This is a genomic window from Pedobacter sp. (assembly GCF_035317785.1).
Lineage (GTDB): Bacteria > Bacteroidota > Bacteroidia > Sphingobacteriales > Sphingobacteriaceae > Pedobacter.
Genome location: NZ_DATHGC010000137.1, coordinates 33,728 through 46,104 on the forward strand (window position 1 = coordinate 33,728; position 12,377 = coordinate 46,104).

Consider the following 12,377-nt stretch of genomic DNA (forward strand, 5'->3'; position numbering starts at 1 on the left):
CTGGCTACCTAACCAATACATATTCCAGCATGTTTAATTTCCCTGTGGGCCATATAGAGGATAACAGGGCGATGGTGATTGGAAAGCGTAGATGGCAGCACTAGCTCTTTAATCAACAAATAACCCTAGTCTTTCTCTTACACAAAAGGCCTCCAATATAAACTGGAGGCCTTTTAATATTCTATTTGAAATCCTTATGGGTTTTGTTGTCCTGCAATTCCGCTATTAGCTTCCATTTCAGCTCTCGGGATTAGGTACTGCCATTTTAGATCCCCAGCAGGAATAGTCATTGTTGATGCTACAGCCGTAGAAACAAAATTCGGAGCTTTGGTTCTATCAAGGGGTTGGTTTAGACGCTTTAAATCTAACCATCTGGCACCCTCCCCCCAAAGTTCAATCCTTCTTTGAAATATAATTTCATCAATTAAAGCTTGTCCTGTGCTTATTGAAATTACAGCACCTGGGTCTCTCTTACTCACTAAGGTAAATAGCGTGCTTTGGGCTGATGCTTCAGAACCAGGAGTATTTGCATAGGCTTCGGCCAGGATCAGATAAATTTCTGCAGACCTCATTAAAGGAACATCGCCTAAACTACTTCCTTCCGTTAGTTTTACAGAGAATTTCCTGCTCATATACGGCTGTCTGCTAAAATTAGTGGCAGGTAATGGAAAATTTGCCACTGTAGGAGCCGGTTCCCACATAGACTTGCGCACATCAGTTGCAGGTATTAGATTATACAATGCAGAATTGATTCTTTTAGGATTGGCTCTCATAAATGAAGTATTTGCATTATATGCAATTTGTCCGAAAAAAGAGCCGAAGGTATCATCCTGATCAATAGAAGGCATTGATGCCCACATATATTCACTTAACGCATTGTCATTAAACCCTTTTTGATAATCAGCTATGCTCATTAAAGGAAAGACATTACCATCCACAACTTCCTTTGCATATTTAATCGCATTAGGATAATCCTGCATTGTTAGCGCTACTCTCGCTTTAATCCCTTTAGTAACCCAAACATTAATGTGGCTTTTATTAGAACGGGAGACACTGCTTAAAGCAATCGCATCATCCAAATCTTTGTTAACTGCTGCGTAAACTTCTTCAACTGTAGCTCTTGGTTTATTTGAATCTGTTGAGGAAAGCAATAAAGGGACCCCAAGTTGAGCATTTGGTTTTGCACCCGCATCGTAACGTTTTCCAAAAAGCTGTACCAAATAATAATGGGCCCACCCTCTCAAGGTCAAGGCTTCTGATTTTATTCTTTTTTTATCTTCATCAGATCCTGAGGCACCATCTATATTGTCGATGATATAATTTGCGTTTCCAATGATGCGGTAGAACGTCCGATAAGGATAAGATACGGCGATGTTATTGTCTGCCCTATGGGCATTCCAGGAAGCTTCTGCCGAAAACCAGTTCGTGGTAGATATGTGCAAATCTTCCCCAAGAAAATCCTGAAGCAACATGATGCCGCCAACTCCCGGTTTATTTTGCTGGTTCACGGTTACCGCTGTTGTTCTTTCAAACATGTATCGGTAAATTCCATTCAAAGCTACGTCTGCGTTTTGAGTTGTAGTAAATACCAGGCTATTATCTACCGCATCCGTTGGTTTTGTAGCTAGATATTCCTTTTTGCAGGCTGCAAGGGCTAAAGTCAATAGCCCTCCAAATAATATATTTTTAATCTTTTTCATAATCTACCTTTTTATAAAGAAACATTTAAGCCTATACTAATCATTCTGCTTGGCAAATACGTGCTGCTATTTGTTCCATCGAAGGATTCAGTTGGGTTCATGCCCTTTCTTTTTGATATTATACCGAGATTTTCTCCAAGCACAAAGATCCTTGCGCCGGACACGTCTATTTTACCCAGCAAGCTTTTTGGAAGCTTATAAGATAAGCTTGCGTTGCGGAAGCTCACGTAAGAAGCATCAATTAGCCATCTGCTTGAAGCCGCATTGATAAATGTCGTACTTCCTATATCTAATCTTGGAATATTTGAGTTAGGATTTTCCGGTGTCCACGATTTCAATACATCTTTGTGTAATGCAGAACCGTATGCGACACTCATTAAACCTGCATAGTTACTGTCGTAAAATTTGCCGCCTATCTGGTAGTTGATCAGGAAGGAAAAAGAAAAAGCTTTATAGTCCAATGTGTTGGTTACAGAACCAAAAAGCTTTGGCAGTGCCGAACCTGAATACGCAAATTTTGCGTTGTTAAAGTTCGTAGTATAAGTTTGACCATTTACTGTCCTTAGGTCTGTTGTTACCCCGTCATTAGGAATATACAACGAAGATCCATCAGCAGGATCAACACCGGCCCACTGACGCAGCCAGAAATTGTAAAGATCCTTACCGACTTCTCTGCGTTTGGTACCAACAGTAATTACCGGGTTCTTCTCAGGCATTTTTGTAATCTTATTTCTGATTATGCTCCAGTTTGTCAAAATATTCCATGAAAAATCTTTGGTTCTAATTGGCTCAGCACCTAATTGGAGTTCTAAACCCTTATTATACATGGATCCTATGTTTTGGGCTATTGTAGTAACAGGATCTGATAATGGTTGTGGTACGTCAAATAACAAATTAGACGACCCTTTTTTAAACGCCTCAAACTCTCCGTATATTCTATTATCAAATAACGAGAATGACAGGCCTAAGTTTAGTGTATTTTGAGATTCCCATTTCAAATCCGGAGTAGCTACTGTTGATAATAAAATACCAGGCTCAGTCCCGTTGTTCCAGCCTAAATCGTAGAATGCCTGATACCTATAGTAACCCTCTAGGCCATCGTTAGCTACCGACCCATAAGAAGCCTTCAGTTTAAGATTGTTAACCCAGGTAGTGCCGCTCATGAAATTTTCTTTCGAAATGATCCAGGAAGCCCCTGCGGAATAAAACGTTCCCCATCTTGAGTCAGCAGAAAATTTAGAACTCCCGTCCCTTCTTAATGAACCTTCTACAAAATACTTACTTGCATAGTTATAAGTCGCTCTGCCAAATACGGACTCAATTCTGTAGGTATCCCTAAAACCACCTGCACCAGTTGGGGTTACAAAGTTTGGAAATTCGGTATTTCCTTCCAAAATCTGTCCGGTTTTATCTGCCGAAAGGCTTCTGACATCCAGGTCATAATTTTCATGGGCGGCCAATACATTAAATGCATGTTCACCAATAGTCTTATCGTAGCTTAACAACTGGTTAAATGTAAAGCTTTGTGTCTTGGTTGACTCTTTATATCCATAACCGTCACTTGAAACTCCATCACCGACGGTTCTGTTCCAAAATGTGCTTTCCAGCCTGTCGCTCACATCCAAACTCACATTGGTTTTAAATGTAAAATCCTTTAAAAATTTTATTTCGGCAAAGGTTCTGGCATTTAATGCCGTTCTGTTAAATAGGTTGTCATTTAACCTTGTTTCATAAACAACATGCCGGCCTTGTGATGCACCCCCAGGACGGGCAACTGCACCAGGATGTGCTCCGTAATCCCACCATTGCTCTCCGGTTTCATTAAAGATGGGATTTCCGGTTGCATCATATGCTCTTACCGGATATATTGGCCCTATGCCTCTTGCAAACGAAAAAGCGTTTACAAAACTTGTTGCATTCCCTGTTGAAGCATCACTGGCGAGATTTCCTTTAGAAAGTGTTCCGGAAACATTCAATCCGGTTTTTAACCAGGGTTTAATCTGTGAATTTACGTTTACACGTCCGTTGAACTTGTTGAAATCCGACTTCTCAATGTATCCCTTATCATTTAAATATCCCAAAGAAACATAGTAATCAGATTTCCCTGTATTTCCACCCAAACTCATATTAAAATCGCTTCTTTTTCCGGTTCTTGCTAGCGGCTCGATCCAGTCAAAGTCATCGTATAACAATGAGGCATTGGGGTTCAATTTTCCGTCAGCTCCAACGATTTGATTATTAGGGACGTTAAAAGGATTATAAACCAATTGAGTTTGAATTGTATTTGACGCCTGTGTTGCAGCAGCGGCAGGGCTCAATGGAGTGCCTGTTCTTGGATAAACCAAACTGTTTCGCAACGCCTGCCACATTGCAGGATAATAATCCAAAGTACCAACTCTATCATATTCAGGAATACCTCTTTCCGAAATTCCCTGATTTAAGTTAATACTTAGTTTTGCTTCTCCGAGCTTCCCTTTTTTTGTAGTAATGATAATTACACCATTTGCACCCCTTGCTCCATAAAGAGCAGACGAAGATGCATCCTTTAATAAAGATACTGTTTCGATGTCATTTGAATTAATGTCGGCTAATGATCCATCATAAACAGCACCATCAACAACATAGAGCGGTGCATTTGAAGCTGAAATCGATCCAAATCCTCGAATTCTAATATTTGAACCTGTTCCAGGCTGCCCGTTCCCCGCATTTGCCTGAATCCCGGGAGCAACTCCAGCCAAAACATTACTAATGTTGGTAATTACCCTATTTTCAAGATCTTCAGCGCTCAATGATGCAACAGATCCGGTAAGAGCTGCTTTAGTTGATGTGCCATAAGCCACAACAACTACTTCATTGAGGATTTTCGAATCTTCCAATAAAACGGCATTAACAACATTCGAATTTCCGATTGCCAGTGTTTGGTTTACATAACCAAGATAAGAAAATTCCAGGCTAGTTGCGTTAGACGAAACCTGCAAAACAAACTTACCAGATGCGGATGTAATGGTGCCTCCTTGAGACCCGGGAATTCTTACTGTTACCCCGGGAAGCGGATTCCCATCTTTTTGGTCAGTAACAATACCAGTAATTGTTCTTTGCTGCGCCATCGCAGAGCCCGCGACAACCAGCAATATGAACAAACTTTGTAAAAGTTTTTTCATAAAAATAAAATTTAGGTTAGTTAATAATTGTGCTAAATATAATTCTTTTGGTATGCAAGCATAATTTTTTCGCTACACGTTAAAAAATAATGACAGTATACCGACAAAAGAAAGGCGCAATTATGGCCTATAAAGGCTGAAATCTAAAAATTATAATCTAAAAAACAACAAATAACAGAACAATATTTCGAATGATTGTCTCCAAGTGATTTTTAACAAAACAATTAACTTTTTTTAACATTTTATTCACAATAATCGTCTAAGTTATACGTGGTGCCCTGTATTGCCAACTCACTATCGGGATTTGATTAAATAAAAAAAGCAGTGTAATCTTTGAAAGATACACTGCTTTTTATTACTGTATAAAAGCTATGCCATTTTAATGATCGTCTTGACTGAAACGGGTTCTTTTATAACCGGAGTAGGTATAAATAGTACCCGGATCATCACTGTACTCCGCTTTAAAATATATCGAATCTGTTTTATTGCCTGTTCCCGAAGCTGTAGCAGCGTCTTTTATAACTTTGCCATCAGTAATGGTTACTGTAACACCAAAATACAATTCATCTGCGTCCGTAGCACTGAATGTTTTATTTGCAACATCTGCTTTTATTTTGGCTTTAAGACCATAAAAATTCTTTGCATCATCGATCCACATTTCTGTAGGTATGTTGGCTGCTGTATTATAGGTAGAAATCTTAAAATAGTCAGTTGCGCCGCCGCCATCATCCGCAGTAACCCACCATTCTCCTGATAATTCCTGTACAGCGGTACCACCTATTTCTTGGTCTTTTTTACAAGATGACATCGTTGTCATTACTAACAGTAATGAGAGTAAAGAGTATAATATATTTGCTTTTTTCATGTCTTTAAATTTAAATTTTGTCAAAAATCCTAAGCGCAGCGCCATAACCGCCGTTAACAATTATCATTTTATATTGTGATAATTTACCGCCGGCAGCCGGAGTAGTTGACTCCTGATCAGAACTGGTTATAGATCCATCACTTGATATTTGCTCAGGTATAACAATCTTATTGCCTTCATAGTTGATGATCTTAACAGTAAGATTTGTTCCTGGTGCACCGCCCGGGTTAAATACGCTATATACACCATTTGACACTTTGGTCCATTTGGCTACTGAGGCATTTGTATTACGGGCATAATTACCAGAAAAATCGTTAGCAGCTACATTGTTGCCTATAACTACAACGGTTCTGAAATCTCCTGCAGAGAATCCATCTGCATTAAAAGCAGTGTAGCTTATCTTATATACGCCCGGTACAGCTGTGTTAACGGTGCCTTCTGTTTTATACTCGATATCCTTACCACCTGCGGTAGATGTAGCACCTGCATCTGTATAAACAGAACCCTGATTTACTAGCGTTAAGTGATCGCCTTTTGTTTCAACTTCGGGGTAATTTGTTATTTTAGATATACCCACTTGCCCCTCGGGATAGCTAAATGTTTCTTTGCCGCATGAAAATAATACCAGTGCAACAAATGCTAATCCTATATAATTTATATACTTTTTCATGATTTTACTTGATTAATAGGTTATAGATTAGGTAATCCCCACCATACTGGTGTAGTAATAGGCACTTCCGCCGGTGTATTTGGGTTTTTACTCCTTTCCGAATCAGGATAAACCAATCTCTTAGGCAACCTTCCACCTGTAACACCACCTTTTGAATATACCCACTGGCCGCCGATGTAACCTGGATCAGTTGTATATTTAGTAGTGGTTTCCGGGTAGCCGGTACGCTCCTGTTCAAAAAATGCTTCTAATGCATGTGAACCTGGTAACGATGCCCATTTCTGAATGATGATGGCCTTTAACTTATCTTGAAGGTTACCGGCAGTAGGATATTTATAAACACCTGTTTTTGCCGGCGCAGCTAAATCATACTGTGCAAATGCAGCTTCAACACCAGTATCAAATAAATCTTCAGCGCCCGCGCCGTTAAAGTAACGTAACCTTGCTTCGGCCTGCATAAAATAAGATTCGGCAGCTGAGAAGAAAAGCACAGGATCTGTAGATTGCTGATATGCATTAGTAAATGCAGTGGTAGCTGTACTGTTAAAGTCGCCTTGCTCAATACCAACCGGTGTAGCTGTATTAAAATAAGCTAATTTGCGCCCGTCGTTATTATCAGCCAACCAAGTAACAAAGGTTTTGCTGGCTTTTAAGTTAGTGGTTGTATTTAACCGCCGGATGTTGTACTCGTACATCGGGTTTCCCAAATCAGGGGCATCAGTATAGATATCTATAATACCCGCATCTTCTGTTAAAAACTCAGCGCCATCCGCATAAAGTTTTTTAATCCCGGCTTCTGCCTCAGCAGGTTTGGCATTAACCATACGCAAATACATTTTCAATTTCAAGGTATTGGCAAAAAGTCTCCATTTTGCTATTTCACCATTGAATACGAAATCTATCTTTTTCTCCTCGGTTATAAGGTCATCAGCTGATGCGCTTGCTGCTAATGCGGCATCAATTTCAGCTAATAAAGATGTATAAATGGCATACCCATCGTCAAACTTTGGCTGTTTGTTGGATTCGCCCTGTAATGCTTCAGTGTACGGAACCTTGTCATACAAATCAACCAATACCTGGTAGGTATACGCTTTCATAAGTGTTGCAAACAGCAGATAGTTATTTAAACCTTGCGCTTTAGCTTGTGTTATGGTTAATTGATAATCGCTTAACGCACCGGCAAACAACTCATTGTAGCTACCGTTTCTGTCCTGACGTTGCAGGTTATATGAATCGATATCCCTGTACTGGCTGGAAACATTGTTTTGTGCATAAAATTGCGACCAAATGTTACCTATGATGGCTAACTCGCCACCAACCCTTCCTGCCGTTGATAGTACGGCCGACGGGAATAATACCTGTGGCGTAGCTTTTTCTAACGCTGGATTGTTAGGACTTTCATTTATATTGGTAATTTTTTTACATCCTACCGAACCAACCGTTACTAACAATGTAACGATGGCTGTTTTTATATATATATTCTTTCTTTTCATGATGTCTCTAATATTAAAATGAAACCCTTAAAGATGCGCCGTAGTTTCTTAATGGTGGCGAAGTTCTGAACTCACCAAACTCACTACCCAAATCGCTGCCTAAGTTAGATACCTCGGGGTCAACAGTCCTGTTTGACGAAGGCAACCAGGTATACAGGTTTCTTCCAAATATTCTTATGGATGCACTTGAACCGCCTATTTTTGCCGCTACTGATTTAGGTAAGTCATAAGTGATAACAACCTCGCGTAGTTTTGCAAAAGTCCTGTCTAATATGCGGTTTTGGTATGAAGTACCTTTATTACTTGTTGGATAGTAATAACTGGTTACGTTGGCTTCGCTAAGCGGGGTAGTATTTTCTACATAGCCGGTTGTTTCGCCCGCCGCGTTTTTAACAGCTTGTACCGAGTTTGGCACGATCCATGGGTTACGATCGTTATACAGCGTTTTAGTATCATTACCCACAAAGTTCAGCAAATCTGCCGTACCTGAGTAAAATACACCGCCCTTGCTGTAGTCAACTGTAAAACCTAAAGAAACGTTTTTATATTTTACTGTACTGTTAACACCCATTCTGAAATCAGCCTGGATATTACCATAAGTTCCAACATCAGATTTCTGAGTTGGGAAACCCTGGCTGTCAACAATAATATGACCTTCAGGGTCTGTTGCTGCAACCGGCGCCTGGATAACACCAAGCGGCTGACCTTTAAGGGCAACTAAACTTGCATCATAAGCGCTACGTAATGTAAGCCTTTCTATACCCGGAGAAAGTTCAAGCACAAGACTTCTGTCTCTGCTGAAAGTATAGTTAACATCCCATCTAACATCTGCTGTTTTAACTGGTACTATTCCTAAGGCAAGCTCGACACCACGGTTTCTTGCCTTGGCAAAGTTGATATAGGCTGAAGTATAACCAGATGATGGTGATATAGGGGCCGGAAGCGGTTGGTTTTTACGAATACGGTTATAGTAAGTAACATCTAAGGTAACCCTGTCACCCAGGAACCTGAAATCACCACCTATTTCATATTCAGAAACACGCTCTGGTTTTAATGAAGATTGATATAAGGTGTTATTAATAGAATAACCAGCCACATTGTTTATTGGGAATGATGTATTACCAAAACCCAATGGTATATTGGTCGCAGACAATGTGTTGTATATACTGTAAGGATCGGCATCGGCACCTGTTTCACCATAACCTGCCCTTATCTTAGCAAAGGTTACAATGCTTCCGGTGAAGTTCAACGCGTCTGAAAGAATGAATGATCCGTTCACCGCAGGATAGAAGTAGCTGTTTTTACCCGGGAATAACGTTGAAGTAATATCTTCACGCCCGGTAACAGTCACATAAGCATAACCTTTGTAACCAACAGTTGCCTGTCCGTAGAAACCCATGATCTTTCTGTGAACATTAGATTCTGCGCTTGATGGTTTGTTAAGCGAATTGTTGATCTGGTAAAAGCCCGGTATAGCCAAATCCTCAATACTTGTGCTTAAAGCACGTGTACCCCTGTCATTATAGCTGGCACCAACCAGACCATTAAGATCAAAATCCGAACTCAATTGTTTAGTAAATAAAGCCTGCAATTTTGTGTCGTATTCAAACTGATTGAATGATTCATCAGTAACACTACCTATATCCGCTGCTCTTGGTGCGTTTTCAACGTTATTACCATCATTCCAACTGCCCGGAGAAGGTTTGTTTTTGTTGTTCCAGATCTTATCATAACGATTAGATACATCGGCACTTTGCTGGAAGTTAATAGTAAGCCAGCTGGCTGCTTTATAGTTTAAGTTAATGTTACCATAAACCCTGTTGCTGGTTTGCTTTGCGCCATTCTCATACAATGAATAGAAAGGGTTTTCAGCAAATGGTGTGAAATAATTATCAACATTAAAAAACTCGTTTTTATAATCCCTTAGATCTTTAATTGGAACGTCAACAGCCATCTGCAGTAAGCTCTCATAAAAAGTGCTGCCTGCAGTACTACCTTGACCAGTGGCGACAAAGTTCCGTACGTTGTTAACGTAGTTTAAAGACGCATCTGCTGTAAAGTTTTTATACTTGGTACTGCCGCTAAATGTAAAGTTGTTCTTTTTATACAAATCTGCTTTACTTGGCAAAACACCATCACTGTACACATTAGCGTATGACAAAAAATAGGTAGACACATCGCTACCGCCTCTTATTGATACGCTGTTGTTCAGCTCAAGTCCGTTATCAAACGCTCCGGCTACATTATCTTTTATCGCAACAAATGGTTTGATCAGTTGTTTAGAGCCTAATGTTGCGCCTGTTGCACCCCAAGGCCTTACAACACCATCCAGCTTAGGGCCCCAACTACCGTTTTCAGATAGGATGAACTCTTGTCCCCAGCCTTGTCCATAAACATCCTGTGGCGTATAGGTGATAGCCACGTTTGTTAATGATGTGCTTGAGTTAAAATCAACAATAGGTTTACCTGCTTTACCTTTTTTGGTTGTAATGATGATAACACCGTTTGAACCACGACCACCATAAAGTGCTGTCGCTTCAGAACCTTTCAGGATACTCATGTTATCGATAATGTTCGGATCGATATCGTTACCACTGTTACCAAAATCATAGTTGTTGTCTGAACCCAAACGTGAGTTGTCAAATGGTACCCCATCAATTACATACAATGGCTGGTTGTTACCGAATATTGAAGAATATCCACGTAAAATAACCTTAGTTGTACCGCCTGGTGAACCAGATACGTTTGAAATGTTCAAACCCGCAACCTTACCTTGCAAACCGGTTAATAAACCAACTGGAGATGAAGCGTTAATTACATCGCTTTTTACAGTGGTTTGAGAGTAACCCAGGGTTTTTTTCTCTTTAGAGATACCCAAAGCTGTTACAACCACCTCTGTAAGTGATTTGGAATCAGACTCCAACGCAACATTTACAACAGCACCTGTAGCGGCTAACGTCTGAGTAGCATAACCCAAATAAGAAAATTCCAGTTGAGCTGCGTTTGATGGTACTGATAATGCAAATTTACCATCCGAGCCTGTTTGAGTGCCAATTTTTGTTCCCTTAACTAAAACAGTTACTCCGGGAAGTGGCTGGCCATCATCCTTTCCTGTAACTGTACCAGTAATTGTTCGGTCTTGCGCCATCGCAGAGCTTGCGACGAACAGCAATATGAACAAACTTTGTAAAAGTTTTTTCATAAAAAATAAAATTTAGGTTAGTTAATAATTGGGCTAAATATACCGATTTTGGTATGCAAGCATAATTATTTTATAATACTGAAATATTATATGACAATACAATGACAGATTAATGGACTCAATAGCACCACCTTTTTAAGGTTTTGCAGAACAATATTGTCCTTAAGCAATCAAAAAAGAATATTATTTCGAAATGACGGTATAATGTAGATTTTCACCAAATATTTAACTTTTTTTAACATCTGAAATACTGATTGTAACAAAATACACGTTGCCCTAGCCTGTCAGATATCTATAAACTTTGGATTTCTGACAATTAATCTGAAATTAAAAGACCGTGACTAATCCACTAAAAAACAGCATTTAACCAAAGGTCGGCTTTTAAAGAATTAAATAAATAATACTTCTGCGTTTTTACTAATATCCCATATCCCTCTCGCGATGGAAGCGAAAAGGATATGGGATATTCGTTCACTTTAACCAAAAAAGCAGCTCTCTTTTACTGGTAAATTATTAATTGATTTCACCGAAAAAGTTCTAACTAGGTATTAGCTTGCAATAACTGCTTTGAAAGATTTCGTATTGATCAGCAAGTCGGCAAATAGTAGAATTATATACAATTCCCTTTAAGTAAAATGGGTGAACTTGTTCTGGTTATTATGCCATATCCTGGGATTGTTATCGTTGCGGTGACCTTCGCGACACCACTAGTATATCCCGGTTTATGTATCATAGTCACAGTTGGCGATGTTGTTGATCCCAGGAAATTGACTTTAAGTCCGGTCCAGGCAACTGTGGCGCCAGGTGGCACGTAAATACTCCATATTATTTGCTCTCCGTCCATATTTGCACAGAAATAGGGAAAATTCAGCCAATCGGATGTAATAAGCCGGAATGAATCATCAAATAAAGTATTGTAAGCAGAGGTTACATTAATCGGCCATAACCAAAATATTGATCCCAGTTAGCCGTTCCCATATCTGTTGCGGAAGCAGTCAGTCGTTCCGCAATTTGAGTGCCGGTCAAATCAGGATTGACTGATAGGAGCAGAGCAGCGGCACCCGAAACCTGAGGCGCAGCCGCAGAGGTCCCTCCAAATAAATTTACATAATGTCCGCCTAAAAAACTAGTAGTGGTAACATATCCCAACGCCCCCATTCTGTCTGTACTATAAACATCCCCGTTTAATTGAAGCTGACCATTGGAGCCGGTTTGTCCGGGAAGACCACTCGGTGCAACAAGATCCATCCCCGCTCCATAGCTTGAATAAGATTGTCTATTACCCT

The 12,377-nt window shown here is 39.9% G+C and carries 7 protein-coding genes; all 7 read right to left on the reverse strand.

From position 1 onward, the window contains the following. Positions 1-194 precede the first annotated feature (194 nt). The gene (locus VK541_RS08595) at positions 195-1,700 is read right to left on the reverse strand and encodes a RagB/SusD family nutrient uptake outer membrane protein (RefSeq protein ID WP_324368930.1); all 1,506 of its coding nucleotides are present in this window, start codon (positions 1,698-1,700) and stop codon (positions 195-197) included. Positions 1,701-1,711: 11 nt separating this feature from the next. After that, positions 1,712-4,861, reverse strand: a complete 3,150-nt coding sequence (locus VK541_RS08600; protein WP_324368932.1) for a TonB-dependent receptor — start codon at positions 4,859-4,861, stop codon at positions 1,712-1,714. Positions 4,862-5,240: 379 nt separating this feature from the next. Next, complete coding sequence (locus tag VK541_RS08605; RefSeq protein WP_324368934.1) at positions 5,241-5,726, reverse strand: lipid-binding protein; 486 nt, start codon at positions 5,724-5,726, stop codon at positions 5,241-5,243. A 10-nt stretch (positions 5,727-5,736) separates the two neighbouring features. Continuing rightward, positions 5,737-6,396 (reverse strand): immunoglobulin-like domain-containing protein, encoded by a 660-nt coding sequence (locus tag VK541_RS08610; RefSeq protein WP_324368936.1) that lies wholly within the window; start codon positions 6,394-6,396, stop codon positions 5,737-5,739. 20 nt (positions 6,397-6,416) lie between these two features. Continuing rightward, the gene (locus VK541_RS08615; protein ID WP_324368938.1) at positions 6,417-7,889 is read right to left on the reverse strand and encodes a SusD/RagB family nutrient-binding outer membrane lipoprotein; all 1,473 of its coding nucleotides are present in this window, start codon (positions 7,887-7,889) and stop codon (positions 6,417-6,419) included. Between the two features lie 13 nt (positions 7,890-7,902). Next, positions 7,903-11,091, reverse strand: a complete 3,189-nt coding sequence (locus tag VK541_RS08620) for a SusC/RagA family TonB-linked outer membrane protein (protein WP_324368940.1) — start codon at positions 11,089-11,091, stop codon at positions 7,903-7,905. Positions 11,092-12,018: 927 nt separating this feature from the next. Continuing rightward, positions 12,019-12,377, reverse strand: a 359-nt coding sequence (locus VK541_RS08625; protein ID WP_324368944.1) for a S8 family serine peptidase, incomplete at its 5' end; no start/stop codon positions are given.

Coding starts and splice junctions, on each gene's coding strand:
- VK541_RS08595 (WP_324368930.1), bottom strand. CDS start 1,700: ATGAAAAAGATTAAAAATATATTATTTGGAGGGCTATTGACTTTAGCC.
- VK541_RS08600 (WP_324368932.1), bottom strand. CDS start 4,861: ATGAAAAAACTTTTACAAAGTTTGTTCATATTGCTGGTTGTCGCGGGC.
- VK541_RS08605 (WP_324368934.1), bottom strand. CDS start 5,726: ATGAAAAAAGCAAATATATTATACTCTTTACTCTCATTACTGTTAGTA.
- VK541_RS08610 (WP_324368936.1), bottom strand. CDS start 6,396: ATGAAAAAGTATATAAATTATATAGGATTAGCATTTGTTGCACTGGTA.
- VK541_RS08615 (WP_324368938.1), bottom strand. CDS start 7,889: ATGAAAAGAAAGAATATATATATAAAAACAGCCATCGTTACATTGTTA.
- VK541_RS08620 (WP_324368940.1), bottom strand. CDS start 11,091: ATGAAAAAACTTTTACAAAGTTTGTTCATATTGCTGTTCGTCGCAAGC.